Consider the following 15,141-nt stretch of genomic DNA (forward strand, 5'->3'; position numbering starts at 1 on the left):
GCTCAGCCCGCGGCGTGCAGCCAGCGGACCGGGGCACCGTCGCCCGCGTAGCGGAACGGTTCGAGCTCCTCGTCCCAGACCCGCCCGGTGAGCCGGTCCAGCTCGTTCGTGAGGTCGATGCCCTCCTGGGCCTGGGCGCGCTCGACGGCGTTGCGCAGCCGCGACTCGGAGACCATCACCTCGCCGGCGGCGCTGGTGACGGCGGTGAAGATACCCAGGGCCGGCGTGTAGCTGTAGCGCACGCCGTCGCAGCCGGGGGTGGCCTCCTCGGTGACCTCGTAGCGCAGCTTCTGCCAACCGTTGAGCGCCGAGGCGATGGCACCCGAGGTGCCCGGAGTCCCCTGCCAGTTGAGTTCGGCGCGATGAGCACCGGGAGCCGCCGGCTGGGCGCTCCAGTCGAGTTTCACAGGCACGCCAACCACACCCGCGACCGCCCACTCGACGTGTGGGCACAGCGCCGCAGGCGCGGAGTGGACGTACAAGACGCCACGTGCGGACACCGAACCTCCTGATACGAACGAGTGCGCTTCCCCGACGCCCTCGTACCCGAAGAGGAGCTGTCCGTCCTGGATTTTCCTGAGCCCATTGTGCCCCATCGGCACCATCGGCACCAGGTCCACCACGGGCGGATCCGGTGTTTCCCCCGCTTCCCCTCAGGCGAGCGGCTACTGTTGCCGTGCGCGCGAGGCGGGAGCAGTGAGTCTACTGGGGGTGCGGGTGGCTGACCAGTCCTACGCCGAGGTCTCGACGGGCGAGCTGGTGAAGCGCGCCCTGTGCGACGACGACACGGCGTGGGAGGCGCTGATGAACCGGTTCGCCGCACGCGTCCACGCCGTCGTGCGCAGCCACGGCCTGTCTCCGCACGACGCCCAGGACGCCGAGCAGACCGTGTGGTCCAACCTGGCCGAGCACCTGTCCCGGATCCGCACACCGGAGAGCGTCGGTCCCTGGCTGGCCACCGCCACCCGGCGCGAGTGCGGCCGACTCCTCAGGCTCGCCCGGCGCGCGCCGCCCGCCGATCCCGAGCGGCTGCACGCGGTGGACCACCGCAGCCCGGAGGCGGCGGCCGTCGCGGCCGAGCGCGACCGGCTGGTGCGCCGCGCCATCGCCGCGCTGGGAGAGCCCGACCGGACGGTGGCGGTGCTGGAACTGCACGCCCCACGGTCACCGGCCGCCGAGATCGCCGAGTTCGCGGGCCTGAGCCCCGCGGAGGTGCCCGCGGTGCGCCGCCGGGTCCGCCGCCGGCTCCAGCGGTCGCTCGCGGAACAGGGCTACGGGCACGACCGCGGGGCCGGCCGCGAACGGGCGCGCGACGGCAAGGCCGGCCGGGCGGCTCCAGCGGAGCCGGCGGCCCCCGACAGCTCCGCGCCCCGCCGGTCGGGCACCGGCAGGCAGTAGGCACAGGGCCGGCACGGCCTCAGGGCAGGCAGGAGGTACCCCGCATGACCGGCAGCGACGCGCCCGACAGCCCGCTTCCCGCTCAGCACCGCGAGGGCGATGGCGGCGAGCCCGATCTCGACCGCCTCGTCGCCGAGTTGGAGGCCGAGCACGGGCCCGCGGGCCGGGTCGGCGCGCAGGTGCGGGCGGCGGCCGGGGCGGCCTACGCGGCGCGCCGCGACGACGCGGTGATGACGGAGATCACCGACGACTCCGCGGACACGCCGCCCACCGCGGTCCGCGACGCCGCCCTCGCCGAGGCGCCCCGCTACCTGCGCTTCGACGCCCCCGGCGCCGCGCTGGGACTGGAGGTCACGTCCATCGACGACCACCGCACCCTCGTCGGAAGCGTCGACCCGCCGGGCGCGACCACGGCTGAGGTCCGCACCGCTCGGGGCAGCGCGCTCTTCCCGGTCGACGAGCACGGCGCCTTCGTGGCCGCCGAGGTCCCCGCGGGCCCGGTCAGCCTCGTGCTGCACCGCCCCGGCGCAGCCCCGGTAACCACACCCTGGCTGACCGTCTGAGCCGTCCGCGGCGCACGGACCCGCACGCGGAGCACCCGCCCCATCGCCCGGGCGCCGTCCCCGCGACCCGGCTCCGACCTCCGCCCGCACCGTTGGGGCACCGCCGAGAGCGGCAGGCGAGCGGGACCGCCGTGGCCTGCGAGCCGGGCATGGCGCACACCGTGTCCCTCAGCGGGTCCGCCCCGGCGAGGGCGCCGCCGCGAACCCTCCGCCACCCGCAGCCGCGCCGAGGGGGCGGGGCGAGCGCTCCCGCCTGCCATCGCCGGGCACCGCCACCCGGCTCCCCGCACCCGTCCGCGCTTACCGCGCTTACCGCGCTGGCCGCGCTCAACGCCGAACCGCCGCGCGACACGGCCCCTTCGGAAGCCGCCCGAAGCGGGCCCCGGGTCCACGGCGGTCGGGCGCGCAGCGCGCAAGGAGCGAAAAAGCCTGCCGCCGAGAACACGCCACACCCGTCGATGAGCCCCCGCCCAAACCCAAGGCGGGGCGGGGCGGCGGTGCGGTCACCGGGCCGGGGGGTTGCGGCGGGCCGCCGGGCGTGGTTCCGGGCGCGGTCCTGCGGGGTGGAATGTCCCGGTTGGCGGCGACACGGCCGGGCGGCCTATGGGGCGAATCCGACAGGTCCGCTCTTCGACCTACACGCGCGCGTAACCGGCTTAGTACTGTCTGTGGCGCCCCGCACCGGAAACGGCGGGCGGCGGCCGCGTGTCCTCCTCATCCGCTTCTTCGCACTCCCCCGCACCCACGGCGAAAGGCACTCCCCCATGGCCTCTGGGCGGCTCGACGGCGCCTCGCACCCGGTGACACTCGTGGCCCGGGACCCCGACCTCGCCCGACGCCGGGCCGAGGAGGTGCTCGACGGCGACTGCGATCCCACGACGCGCTCGGTCGCCCTGCGGATGCTGGGTGTGGCCCGCCGCGAGCTCGGCGAGCCGGCCGCCGCCGAGCGCCTGCTGCGCCAGTCGGCCGCCGTCGCCGCGCGGGCGGGCGACGCCGAGAGCGCGGCCCACGCCCGCGCGTCCCGCCTCGGCCTGCTGGCGCTGCGCGGCAGCGGCGGCGTGGCGGCCGAGGCGCTCGCGCGGCTGAGCGCCGACACCTCCTCGGCGCGCGCCACGGTGCTCACCCACCACGGCCTCGCCGCCGCTCAGCGCGGGCGCTTCGGCGCCGCACGCGCCCGGTTCGACGCCGCCCTGGCCGCACTGGACGGCGACGCCGAGGGGCACCTGCTCCCCGGTGTTCTCAGCAACCGCGGCCTCGCGCTGATGTACGCCGGACGGCTCGACGAGGCCGCCGCCGATCTGGAGAGGGCGCTCGCCGGCGCCGCCGAGGACGGGCAGGCGTGCCTGCGGGGCGTGGCGCTGCAGAACCTCGGCTGCCTGTCGGTGCGCACGGGCGACCTCGCGCGCGCGGTCTCGTGCTTCGGTGCGGCCGAGCGGCTGGTTCCGCCGGGTCGGCGCCCTTCGGTGCGCATGGACCACGCCGACGCGCTGCTCGCCGCGGGGATGCACCGCGAGGCCGCGCGTGCGCTGGGCGGCCTGGGCGAGCTGGGCGCCGCCGCCGGGCTGTTCCGCGGCGGCCGCGCGACCGCCGAGGCCGCCACCTCGGGGCTGCTGCGGGCCAAGGTGCTGCTGGCCGACGGCGATACCGGAGCGGCCCGCGACATCGCCCGCAGGCTGCGGCGCGCCTTCCCGGCCGACTCGCTCTGGGTCGAGCTGGCCGGCCTGGTGGAATGGGCGGCACGCCACAGCGCGGCGCCCGCCCGGCGGCCGGCCGCGCGGCCGTTCTCCCGTTCCTCGGCGGGTCGCGCGGTCCGCCGTGGCGAACGCGGCGGGTTCGGCGGTGCGGGTCCCGCGGCGCGTTCCGGCGACGGCACGCCGCACCCCGGACGGCCGACCGGCGGGACCTCCGTGCCGCTCCCGCGCGCCGACCGCGAGGACGACGGCCCGGTCGGCGGCCCGCCGCCTGCGTGGGCCGCCAGCGGCTGCGCGGACACCGCCGAGACCGCGACGGCGCTGGCCCACTGCGTGCAAAGCGCCCCGCTGGGGCCGGTGTCGTCGATGCTGCCCTCGGCGCGCGAGGCGGCGGCGCTGAGGACGCTCGCGGCGGGCGACCACCGTGCGGCGCGCGGGCGGCTTGCCGGCCGCACCGCCGGTCTCCGGCCCGTCCGGCACCTGGAGCTGCTGGTGCATGCGCGCACCCACCGGCGCGAGGTGGCCGCGGCGGGGGCGCGGGTGGCCATCCGCGAGGGCGACGCCGCCGCCGCGCTGGAGTGGGTCGAGTTCGCATCCGCTCCGGCCGCACCCGCGGGGCCGTGCCGCGACGCCGCGTGGGTGCGGCTGCTGGACCGCTACCGGGAAGCGCACGTCCGCGCCCGCCTCGGCGAGGCGTGGGCCCGGCGCGAGCTGTCCGTGCTCGCCGACGCCCTGTCCGGCGCCCAATGGCACGCCGCCTGCATGGCCGCCGACGACGCCGACGACGCCGGAGCCGCCGACATTGGCCTTCCGTCGGCGGACGCGCTGGCGGAGCCGCTGGGGAACCGCGCGTTCGTCCGCTACGTTCGCGTGCACGGCGCCGACGCCGCGATCACCGTGGTCGACGGCCGCACACGCCTGCATCCGCTGCCGGGTGCGGGGGCCGTCGAGGACGCGGCCGCGAAGCTCGCCTACGCCGCCCGCGCGCGGGTGCTGGCCGAAGGGCGGCGCGGACGCGCGGTGCGCGGCGGCGGAGGCGCGGCCTCCGACCTGGTCGAGCGCCTGCTGCTCGCGCCGGTCGCCGAGGCCGTCGGCGACCGTCCGCTGGTCGTCGTGCCGTCCCCGGCCGCGCAGGCGCTGCCCTGGGGCCTGCTGCCGAGCCTGCGGGGACGGGAGGTCAGCGTGGCGCCGTCCGGCCGCGCGTGGCTGGCCCGCTGCGGCGAGGACGCGGGCGAGCGCGGCGGCGGCCGGCTCGCAGCGGCCCCCCGCGCGCTGCTGGCCGCGGGCGGGGCGCCTGCGGGCGCGGCGGACGAGGTGCGCGCGCTCGCCCCGGTGTATCCGCCGGCCGAGGCGCTGCACGGCCCGGCGGTCCGCGTGGCACCCGTGCTGCGCGGTATGGAGGGGGCCGACGTCGCCCACCTGGCCGCCCACGGCTCGGTGTCGGCGCAGGCCCCGATGCTCTCGGCGATGCTGCTGGAGGACGGCCCGCTGTTCGCCTACGACGTCGAGCGCCTGTCCCGGGCGCCGCGGGTCACTGTCCTGTCGTCGTGCTGGGTCGGCGGGTCGGCCCCGGCGTCCTCCGGTGCGCCTCTGGGCATGGCCGCTGCCCTGCTCGCGATGGGCGGCCGGGTGGTGGTCGCCGGTGTCCTGCCGGTCAGCGACCACGGGATCGGACCGGCGATGCTGGCCTTCCACGCGGCGCTGCGCGCGGGCGTCCCCCCGGCGCGCGCCGTGGCCGACCACCTCGCCGGGGCCGGGTTCGTCTGCTACGGCGCGGGATGACGCCACCCGGCGCTGCCGGGCCCGCCCGGTCCTGCCCGGTCCCGCCCCGCGAACCGCGGTCCGGGAATGGTCTAGCGTGCGGGTATGGACGATGCCGCACCGCCCCCCGCCGACCCGTTCTCCGGATCCGGCAACGAGCCGCGCGTGTTCACCCTCGCCGAGGCGCGCGAGCTGATGCCCGAGGTCCGGCGCAAGGCCGGTGAGCTGGTCACCCTGCGCGCCGACCTCGCCGAGCTCGCCTCCGACCTGCGCGGCGGCGAGTCGGCGCTGGGCGGGCGTGCCGAGATGAAGGCCGCCGAAGCGCGGCTGATGGAGCTGCAGAGCTGGTTCGTCGACAACGGCATCGAGGTCAAGGGCATCGCCCCGCTGCTGATCGACTTCCCCGCCATGCTCGACGGAGTCTCGGTTCGGCTGTGCTGGCTGGAGGGCGAGGCCGAGCTCGGCTGGTACCACCGCACCGACCTCGGCTTCGTCGCCCGCCGGCCGCTGCCCGACCGGGCCTCCCCCTTCTGAGCTGCGGCCCGCTGAGGACCGCGCGGACCGGCGGCGCGCGAACGCACCCCAGGTCAGCGGGCGATTAGACCCCCCGCTGCGGGGATAGTGGGCGGCCATGAGCGAGAACCGCCCGGAGGAGAACGAGCACCCGGCCGACCCGGTCAACGAGACCGCCGCCGACTGGGAGGAGGCCGGGCTGCCGGCCCAGGAGGACACCACCGAGGACCAGCCGCTGCCGGGCCGGGTGCCCACGGCGATCGACGAGTCCGGCTCGACCGGCACGGAGAAGGAGTCGGGCGTCCCGTTCGAGGAATCGGGTGAGCCGCTCGACGAGGCGCTCGCCCGCGAGCAGCCCGACGTGCCCGGTGCCCTCGGAAGCACCGCCCGCACGGCCGACGAGTTCCCGCCCCCGGGTCCCGAGCAGGAGACGGGCGGCGTGCGCGTCGTCGAGTCCGACGAGGGCGTCCGCGAGGACAGCGAGGACACCATGGTCGCGCGCGACGCCGGAGCCGACCGCCGCGCCTACAGCGCCGAGGAGAGCGCGGTGCACGAGGAGGACGAGTCCGAGGAGCCCCGCGGGCTGCCGTAGCGGTCCCCGGCCCCGTGCGGCCGCCTGCCCGTACGGGCCCCGCCGGGCGGCCGCGGGTCCCCGGCGCGCGCACCGGGGACCGCGCCGAGTCGGTACACGCCTGCGCTACCAGCCGCGGGCGCGCCATTCGGGGAGGCTGGGGCGCTCCGCGCCGAGGACGGTGTCCTTGCCGTGGCCCGGGTAGACCCACGTGTCGTCGCCGAGGACGCCGAAGACGCGCTCCTCGACGTCGTCGATGAGGGACCCGAACTCGGGGGCGCCCGCGGTCTTGCCGACCCCGCCGGGGAACAGGCTGTCGCCGGTGAACAGGTGCGTCCGGCCGCCGGGCTCGTCGTAGCGCAGCGCGATCGAGCCGGGGGTGTGCCCGCGCAGGTGGACGACCTGGAGTTCGGACTCCCCCACGGGGACGCGCGAGCCGTGCTCGACGGGCTCGTCCACCGAGATCGGGAGCTCGTCGGCGTCGTCGGGGTGGGCGACGGTGCGCGCGCCCGTGGTGCCGACCACCTCGGCCAGCGCGCCCCAGTGGTCGGGATGGCGGTGGGTGGTGATGGCGCGGGCCAGGCCGCCCTCGCCGATGAGCATCTCCAGGATGCGGTCGGCCTCGGCGGCCGCGTCGATCAGCACCGCCTCGCCGGTGCGGCGGCACCGGAGCAGGTAGGCGTTGTTGTCCATGGGCCCCACCGCCAGCTTGCTGATGGTGAGCTCCTGCAGTTCACGTACGTCGGCGGGTCCGCCGACCCGCGTATCTCCTGAGTAAGTCACGTCGTCCATTACAGCACCCAACTCGGCGATCTCTTCTCCAGGAACGCTGCGCGGCCCTCGGCCGCGTCCTCGCTCGCGAAGTACTCGGCCGACAGCTCCCCCATGCGGGCGAACGCGGCCGCGCGCTCGTCCGGTCCCACCGGGCCGGCGCTGCCCAGCAGGCTCTTGGTCCGGCTCAGCGCGCCGGGCGCCGCACTGCGCAAGCCGTCCAGCACCGCCTCGACCGCCTGGTCGAGGCCCTCGCGGGGCACCGCCGAGGTCACCAGACCGGCTTCGGCCGCCGCGGCGGCGCCGAACGCCTCGCCCGTGAGGAAGTAGCGGGCGAGCTGGCGGTCGTGCATGCGGGCGGCGACGGGAACCGAGATGATCGCCGGAACGACGCCGATGCGCACCTCCGTGAACGCGAAGGTGGCGTCCTCGGGGGCGATGGCGATGTCGGCCGCCGCGACCAACCCGATCCCGCCGGCGCGGGCGGGGCCGTTGAGCTTGGCGACCACCGGCTTGGGTGCATCCATGATCGCCGAGAACAGCTCGGGCATGCCGGGCGCGGAGACGGCCGGCGGGTTTCCGGCGCGTTCGGCGGCGACCTCCTTGAGGTCGGCGCCGGCGCAGAAGGCCGGCCCCTCGCCGGTGAGCAGCACCGCGCGCACGGTGTCGTCGGCCATCGCGGCCGCCAGCTCGGACGCCAGGGCGGCCCGCAGCCGCGCGGAGAGCGCGTTGCGGTTGGCGGGGGAGTCCAGGGTGATCACCGCGACGCCCCGCTCCGCGGACCGGCGCACCGGCGGCCGTTCGCCTGCGGCGCCCCCTCCGCTTCCCGGACCGTTGGACGCCTGCGCCGCGGATCCTGTCGCTGCCTCGTTCTGCTCCGCCATGTTCCGGCGGCCCCTTCCGTGTTTTGCTGACCCGTGCCTGCCGGCGGGTTCGCCGGTGCCTGCGCAGCCGCGGCCGTGCGGGACGGCGCCCCGCCCCCGGTCGGCGCCCGGCGGAGGGTCCCGAGGGGAGTGCGGCCCGCTGTGCGGCCGCCGCCTCAGTCCTCGCGCTCCCGCGGCGCCTCGCCGTGCCGGCGGAGCTCCCGCAGCGCGCGCAGGGCGCCGTCGGCGTGGGCCTGCATGCGCAGCTCGCTGCGCACGACGTGCAGGATGCGCCCGTCGGTGTCGATCACGAACGTGCTGCGGCGGATCGGCGACAGCGCGGCGAGCGGTCCCCCGCGGCGGACGCCGTAAGCGCGGGCGACCGCGCCGTCGGGGTCGGACAGCAGCGGATACCCGAAGCCGTGCTCGTCGGCGAAGGCGCGCTGGGTGCCGACGTCGTCGGCGCTGATCCCCACGCGCTGGGCGCCCAGTTCGGCGAACTCGGCGGCGAGGTCGCGGAAGTGGCAGCTCTCGGCCGTGCACCCGCGCGTCATGGCCGCGGGGTAGAAGAACAGCACCACCGGGCCGCCCTCGGCCAGCATCCCGTGCAGCGTGCGGGCCGTGCCGTCCTGGTCGTGCAGCTCGAAGTCGGGAGCGGGGGCTCCGATGTCCACAGTGTCCACGACCGCCACCCTAGATGGCGCCGCCGACTCCGCAGAAGAGGGACCCCGCCCCGGTCGCCCGGCGCCGCCCCGCACCGGCTACGGCGCGGCGGTGACCCGCAGCAGAGGCACGTGCAGCTCCGCGGCGGTCAGGGAGCCGTGGTGGCCGACCAGCCGGCTGATCGTGCGCTCGGACTCCGGCGCGATGAGGGCGGTGTTGCCGCGGGCAAGCGCGAGGACGTCGCCGATGCGCGGCCGCACCGCTTCCTCGACGTCGCCGAACAGGCCCTCCGCAAGCGCCTCGTCGCGGGTGAGGACCCGGGCCCGCGTGCCGAGCAGTTCGCGCCAGGCCGCGGCGACGTCGGCGGCCGCGCCGTCGCGGGTGTAGATCTGGCGCAGGCGCGGCTCGCCGGCGCGCAGGCGCACCCCCGCGTTGAAGGCGGGCCCCGACTCGATGTCGATGCGGGTGCCGGGCGCGGTGTCGACCATGCCGTGGTCGGCGGTGATGTAGAGCGCGGTGTCGGGCGGCAGCGAGTCGGCGATCTGCTCGGCGAGGCGGTCGACGTAGCCCAGGTGCAGCCGCCAGTACGGGGAGTCGACGCCGCAGAGGTGGCCGTAGGAGTCGAGGTCGGAGTGGTAGACGAAGGCCAGCACGCGGTCGTCGCCCTCCAGCGCCTCGCCGGCGCGCACGGCCAGCTCGGTGATGCTGTCGGCGCCGACGTAGCGGGAGCCGCGCGCCGAGGCGCGGCTCAGCCCGCTGCCCCGGTAGGCCTCGTCGGCGATGTAGGCGGTGCGCACGCCGGCGCGTTCGGCGCGTTCGTAGGCGGTGGTGTGCGGCTGCCAGTCCTCGGGGACGACCTCGGGGTCGCCCCACCGCAGCTGGTTGAGCACGCGCTCGGTACCGGGCACGGCGACCTGGTAGCCGACGATGCCGTGGTGGCCGGGCACCAGACCGGTGCCCATGGTGGCCAGGCTGGTGGCAGTGGTGGTGGGGCATCCGGCGGCGAGGGGGGTGCCGGACTCCAGCAGGGTCGCCAGGAACGGCGCGTGCACGCGGTACTCGCGCAGCAGTTCCCAGCCCATCCCGTCCACCAGCAGGACGCAGGCCCGCCGAACCGGAGGGAGGCCCAGCAGGTCGGCCTCTCCCGCGACTCCGAGGGACGCCAGGACCGACGTGGTCAGCGAGGCCAGCGATGCCTCGTAGCGGGGTGTGCTGAGGTCATCGGTGCGTACGGGCACGGGCGGTCCCTTCACTGGTGTCGCCTGGCGGCTGGTTCCCCGTGGTGTGCTGCTCGGTCGGCACGGCGGCGGGTGTCGCGGTCCGGGCCGCCCGGCCGCCGCTCCCCGCACCGCTCCGCCTGCTCTGCCGCGGCCCCGAATCCGGCCGTCCCCGAGTTCCCGGCGCGCACGGGCCCGCCCGCGCGCGGGTGCTCAGGTGCCGGTGGCCTCGCACAGCGCGTCGGTGAAGTGGATCAGGTTGGTCACCGAGTCGGCGCCGTCCGCGGTCTGGCTGACCCGCACCGTCAGCGGCTCCGCGGTGATGGCACCGGTGTAGCCGTGGTCGAGCTCGCAGGACTCGTCGTTGCACGAGGCGGGTTCGAGGTCGACGTTGGCGATGGCGCCGGGACTGACGCCGAGGCCGATGCTGAGCACGGCCTCGCTGGGCATGGTGCCCGGCACGTAGTTGGCGGGGTCGGAGACCACCCGGGTGAGCGCAACGGACTGGATGTTGCCGAGCCGGATCGCGTCGGTGGTGGTGGACGCGTGCGGGCGGCCCCCCGCTTCGGCGGGCGGATGCTCGTCGGTGTGGCAGACGATCAGCCGGGTCGGGGTCAGGATCAGAACGGTGATGTGCCGCCGCATCTCCAGAGCGGGGTCGAAGGTGGCCTCGTGGTGGACGACGAAGGCCTCGGCCCCTTCGTCGCCGAGGGCTGTGGCGACGGCGTCGATTACCAGGGCCGGGTAGTAGCCGCTGCGCTCGACCTCCGAGCGCCAGTCGGTGGACACGGCACGCGTTTTCCTCATGGTTCCATCCTGCCTTCTTCTGGAGACGGATCGCACCCGCCCGCCCCCGCGGATCGCCGCGCGCCCGGTCGCCCCCCGCACCGTCGGCCCGCCCGCGGAAGTGGAAAGCACGGCGATTGCGGGTAGTCCCCGTGGCATGTACGCAACCGTGCCTCCAGTGCCGGACCCTCCGGAGCCGGGCGGCCCGCCGCTGCCGGAGCCGGGGCCGCTGCCGCCCGACCCCGTTCCGGATCCCCCGGACCCGGAGCCGGGCCCCGGGCCGGGACCGCTGCCGCCGGAGCCCGAACCCCAGCCCGAACCGGCCTGATCGGCCGGACCACCGGCCGGCCCGGCATCACGCGCGGGCCGGATCCCTAGAAGGTGATGTTGCGCAGCCGCCTGGGCCCGGAGTCCATCCGCCGGTCGGGCGGCTCCCGCAACCACACGCGTGCGCCCAGTACGTGGGCGCCCGCGGAGTTGACGATCACCGGGTCCAGCTCGATGTGGGCGACCTCGGGGAAGGCGTCGACCAGCCGTGAGACCCGCACCAGCGTCTCCTGCAGCGCTTCGACGTCGGGCTGCTCGGCCAGGCTGGTCGCTCCGGCGGGCAGGCCGAACAGCAGCGGCGCCGCGCGCACCGCGTGCACCAGGTCCGCGGCGTCGGTGTCGGTGAGCGGGGCGAGCCGGAACGCGCGGTCGTCGAGCAGCTCCGCCGTGACGTCGGCCAGGCCGAAGCCCACGACCGAGCCGAACGAGGGGTTCTCGCCCGCGCGGACGACCGTGGGCACACCCGGCACGACCATGGGCTGCACCACCAGGTCGGCGTCGGCGCCGAGCCGGTCGTCCAGGGCGGTGAACGCGCCGCTGACGTCGGTGGCCGAGCGCAGGTCGGCCCGGATGCCGGTGCCGCCGGCGCGCAGCCGCAGGTCGGGGGCGTTGGCCTTGACCACGACCGGGTAGCCCAGCTCCTCGGCCGCCCGCACGGCCTCCTGCTCGGTGGAGACCGGCACATAGGGCACGGCGTCGATGCCGTAGCACGACAGCAGCTCGTAGGCGGTCTCGCGGTCGGCGGCGGACTCCTCGTTCTGCACGGGCTCGCTGGTGAACCAGATCGTCCGGTCCTCGGCCCGCTGCTCCTCGTCGCGCTTGCCCAGCGCCCGGTCGACGATGGAACGGGCGCGCGCGCCGTCGATGTCGGCCAGTTCGGGGTGGCGGCCGCTCTCGCGGTTGCGCCACAGCGAGTAGCGGGTGGCGTAGGCCAGCGCCCGCACGGCGTCCTCGGGCGCGGGGTAGGAGGGCACGGAGCCCGCCGCGGTCTCGCCGCCTTCGCCGATCTGGCGCAGCTCGGCGGGCAGCCCCTGGTAGCCGAGGTAGGTGGTGACGATGGGCTTGTCCGCCGCGGCGGCCTTGGCCCGCATGACCTCGGCGACGTCGTCGGAGATGGGGGTCAGGGCGGGGATGAACACCACGACCAGCGCGTCGACGGAGTCGTCGGCGAGCACCGCGGTCAGGGCCTCGTCGAAGTCCTCGGCGGTGGCGTTGGGGCCCAGGGCCACCGGCTCGCGCGGGCGCAGTCCCTGGCGCACGGAGGCGTCCTTGACCAGCAGTCCGAGGGAGTCGGAGTTGCCGACGATGCCCACCCGGGGCCCGGACGGGAGGGGCTGGTAGGCGAAGAGCTGGGCGACGTCGAACATCTGGGTGATGTCCTCCACGCGCACGACACCCGCCTGCTCGAACAGCGAGGTCACCGCGTAGTCGGGCAGCGAGAGCGCGCCCGCGGCGTGCCCGCTGGGCACCCCCTGGGACGACCCGCCGCTGCGCACGGCCACCACGGGCTTCTGCTTGGCCAGCCGGCGCGCCAGCCGGGTGAACTTGCGCGGGTTGCCCAGCGACTCCAGGTACTGCAGCACCACCTTGGTGGCGGGGTCCTCCTGCCAGTACTGCACGAGGTCGTTGCCGGAGACATCGGCGCGGTTGCCGGCCGAGACGAACGTCGACAGCCCCATACCGCGTCCGGCGACGCTCTGCAGGATGGCCCGGCCCAGCGCGCCGGACTGGGAGAAGAACCCGATGGGCCCGCGCGGCGGCACGTAGGGCGCGAGGGTGGCGTTCAGCGAGATCCCGGGGTCGGTGTTGGCGATGCCCAGGCAGTTGGGGCCGATCACCCGCATCCCGGCGGCGCGTGCGGTGCGCACGAGCTCGTCCTGGCGCTCGCGCCCCTCGGGACCGGCCTCACCGAACCCGGAGCTGACGACCACCAGCCCGTGGACGCCCTTCTGCGCGCACTCCTCGACCACGTCGACGACCATGTCGGCGCGCACCGCCACCACCGCGAGGTCGACCGTGTCGGGGACGTCGAGGATGCCGGTGTAGGCCCGCACGCCCGCCACCGCCTTGGCGGTGGGGTGCACCGGGTAGACCGGGCCCTTGAAGTCTCCGTCGAGCAGGTTGCGCAGCACCGACTGGCCGATGGTGTGCGCGGTGCGGCTGGCGCCGATCACCGCGACCGAGGCGGGGAAGAGCAGGCGGGCGATCGAGCGCGACTCCGCTCGCTGCTCGCGGGCGCGCATGACCTCTTCGGCGTCGTGTGTGGGCTCCAGGTCCAGGGTGAGGCGGATGACGCCTTCGTCGAAGGACTGCTGGGCGGTGTATCCGGCCTCGCGGAAGACGTTGATCATCCGCCGGTTCTCCGGCAGCACGTCGGCGATGAACCGGCTCACGCCGCGCTCCGTGGCGGCCGCGGCGATGTGCTCCAGCAGCACGGAGGCCAGTCCGCGCCCCTGGTGGCCGTCCTCGACCACGAAGGCGACCTCGGCCTCGTCCTCGGCCACCTTGTCGTAGCGCACGACCGCCACCATGACGTCGGAGATGGTGGCGATGAGCGCCACCCGGCTCTCGTAGTCGACGTTGGTGAAGCGGTCCACGTCGCGCGCGGAGAGCTTGGGGTAGGGCGCGAAGAAGCGGTAGTAGATGGTCTCCGGCGACAGGCGGCTGTGGAAGGCGCGCAGCAGGTCGCCGTCATCAGCGGTGATGGGACGCAGGTGCGCGGTGCCGCCGTCGGTGAGGACCACGTCGGCTTCCCAGTGGTTCGGGTATGACTGCACGGTTTTGAGCCTATTCGAGTCGCCGGAGCGCGTGGCGGACCTCACGCCGCCCGTTCCGCTCCGGATTCGCGATCCGGTCACCATCGAGTTTTCGGGCAGCGGGTCCGATATCACGCAGCTCTGCCACTTCGTTACCCGACGTCTCCCCCTAACCTGTTAACGTCTGTCTGCACACAGGCTCTTCGGGCATGGTCGCGCATAGTCCCCCATTCGGGACCGCAAGGTGGTGGGCAAGGCAATGGCACGAGTGGTCGTGATCGGCGATCTCATGACCGACAGCGTCGCGCGGGCTTTCTACCCGCTCGCACGCGGAAGCGACACCCCCTCCTCAGTGCAGACCTACGGTGGCGGGTCCGGCGCCAACGTGGCGGCCTGGCTTGCGATGGAGGGCGTCGACACCACCTTCGTGGGGCGGCGCGGATCCGACATCACCGGACGCACCCGCGAGATGGAGCTGATGGGCTACGGGATCGACTCCCGGCTCGTCATGGACCCCGAGCGGCCCACCGGCACCTGCGTGGTCATGATCACCCACAAGGGCGACCGCACCATGCTCAGCGACCCGGGCGCCAACGCCCGCCTGCAGCCCGAGGACCTGCCCCGCGACGTGTTCGGCCCCGACGGCCACCTGCACATGTCCGCCTTCACGCTGATCAACCCCGACTCGCGCCGCGCCGCCCGCATGGCGCTGCGGATGGCGCGCGAGTCCGGGATGTCGATCTCGGTGGACGGCGGCTCGCACGCCCCGCTGGAGCGCGCCGGCGCGGAGAACTTCCTCGACTGGACCAACGGCGCGCGGCTGCTGTTCGCCAACCCCCAGCAGGCCAAGGTGCTGACCGGCCGCGAGGAGCCCGAGGCGGCCGCCAAGGTGCTCACCGCCTGGTACCCCAACGTCGCGATCAAGCTGGGCGACGAGGGCGCGCTGTGGGCCTCCAAGACCCGCGACGACCTGGAGACCGTGCCGGCCGAACCGGTGGAGCCCTCCCCGGGCTCGATCGGCGCCGGCGACGCGTTCATCGCCGGGTTCCTGCCGTCCTGGCTGGCCGGCAAGCACCCCAAGGACTCGCTCACCCGCGCCCAGGCCCTCGCCGCCCGCGCACTCCACCAGCCGGGCGCTCGCCCCGACCTGGGCGACTAGCCTGCGCCGACCGGGTGCGGCCCGGCCTTCACCGGCGGGACCGCGACCCGCGCGGCGCGTGCGGAGGCCGGGGACGGCGCGCGGACTGCGCCCGAGCCGCCG

13 protein-coding genes are annotated in these 15,141 nt (G+C 75.6%); 6 read left to right on the top strand and 7 right to left on the bottom strand.

Annotated elements, in window-relative coordinates; genetic code table 11:
* Positions 1-2 precede the first annotated feature (2 nt).
* A complete protein-coding gene (locus tag ABEA15_RS12335; protein ID WP_344147416.1) occupies positions 3-500 on the bottom strand; it encodes a DUF3145 domain-containing protein in 498 nt (165 codons plus the stop codon).
* Between the two features lie 217 nt (positions 501-717).
* Between ABEA15_RS12335 and ABEA15_RS12340 the strand changes: the two genes are divergently transcribed.
* From ABEA15_RS12340 to ABEA15_RS12360, 5 genes are all read left to right on the top strand, one after another.
* Positions 718-1,398 (top strand): RNA polymerase sigma factor, encoded by a 681-nt coding sequence (locus ABEA15_RS12340; protein ID WP_345556738.1) that lies wholly within the window; start codon positions 718-720, stop codon positions 1,396-1,398.
* Positions 1,399-1,442: 44 nt separating this feature from the next.
* On the top strand, positions 1,443-1,961 hold the full coding sequence (locus ABEA15_RS12345; protein WP_344147422.1) for a hypothetical protein: 519 nt from the start codon (positions 1,443-1,445) through the stop codon (positions 1,959-1,961).
* A 764-nt stretch (positions 1,962-2,725) separates the two neighbouring features.
* On the top strand, positions 2,726-5,434 hold the full coding sequence (locus ABEA15_RS12350; protein ID WP_345556739.1) for a CHAT domain-containing protein: 2,709 nt from the start codon (positions 2,726-2,728) through the stop codon (positions 5,432-5,434).
* A gap of 84 nt (positions 5,435-5,518) precedes the next feature.
* Positions 5,519-5,947 (top strand): DUF2203 domain-containing protein, encoded by a 429-nt coding sequence (locus ABEA15_RS12355; protein ID WP_344147428.1) that lies wholly within the window; start codon positions 5,519-5,521, stop codon positions 5,945-5,947.
* Between the two features lie 97 nt (positions 5,948-6,044).
* Positions 6,045-6,518 carry a DUF5709 domain-containing protein gene (locus tag ABEA15_RS12360; protein WP_344147431.1) on the top strand — a complete coding sequence of 158 codons (474 nt, stop codon included), beginning with the start codon at positions 6,045-6,047 and terminating at the stop codon, positions 6,516-6,518.
* 105 nt (positions 6,519-6,623) lie between these two features.
* Here ABEA15_RS12360 and ABEA15_RS12365 read toward each other — a convergent pair whose 3' ends face one another.
* The 6 genes from ABEA15_RS12365 to ABEA15_RS12390 form a co-directional block, all read right to left on the bottom strand.
* Entirely contained in the window at positions 6,624-7,280 is a 657-nt protein-coding gene (locus tag ABEA15_RS12365) for an MBL fold metallo-hydrolase (RefSeq protein WP_344147434.1), read from the bottom strand.
* An 8-nt stretch (positions 7,281-7,288) separates the two neighbouring features.
* Positions 7,289-8,152, bottom strand: coding sequence for an enoyl-CoA hydratase-related protein (locus ABEA15_RS12370; protein WP_345556740.1), 864 nt, complete (start codon positions 8,150-8,152; stop codon positions 7,289-7,291).
* A 155-nt stretch (positions 8,153-8,307) separates the two neighbouring features.
* Entirely contained in the window at positions 8,308-8,814 is a 507-nt protein-coding gene (locus ABEA15_RS12375; protein WP_345556741.1) for a peroxiredoxin, read from the bottom strand.
* Between the two features lie 78 nt (positions 8,815-8,892).
* Complete coding sequence (locus tag ABEA15_RS12380) at positions 8,893-10,032, bottom strand: alkaline phosphatase family protein (RefSeq protein ID WP_345556742.1); 1,140 nt, start codon at positions 10,030-10,032, stop codon at positions 8,893-8,895.
* A gap of 192 nt (positions 10,033-10,224) precedes the next feature.
* Complete coding sequence (locus ABEA15_RS12385) at positions 10,225-10,818, bottom strand: DUF5998 family protein (RefSeq protein ID WP_344148024.1); 594 nt, start codon at positions 10,816-10,818, stop codon at positions 10,225-10,227.
* A gap of 353 nt (positions 10,819-11,171) precedes the next feature.
* On the bottom strand, positions 11,172-13,901 hold the full coding sequence (locus tag ABEA15_RS12390) for a bifunctional acetate--CoA ligase family protein/GNAT family N-acetyltransferase (RefSeq protein WP_345556743.1): 2,730 nt from the start codon (positions 13,899-13,901) through the stop codon (positions 11,172-11,174).
* A 247-nt stretch (positions 13,902-14,148) separates the two neighbouring features.
* Here ABEA15_RS12390 and ABEA15_RS12395 point away from each other — a divergent pair, with 247 nt between their 5' ends.
* Positions 14,149-15,039 (top strand): carbohydrate kinase family protein, encoded by an 891-nt coding sequence (locus ABEA15_RS12395; protein WP_345556761.1) that lies wholly within the window; start codon positions 14,149-14,151, stop codon positions 15,037-15,039.
* Positions 15,040-15,141: the final 102 nt, after the last annotated feature.

The sequence above is a fragment of the Streptomonospora halophila genome (genome assembly GCF_039542725.1).
GTDB lineage: Bacteria > Actinomycetota > Actinomycetes > Streptosporangiales > Streptosporangiaceae > Streptomonospora > Streptomonospora halophila.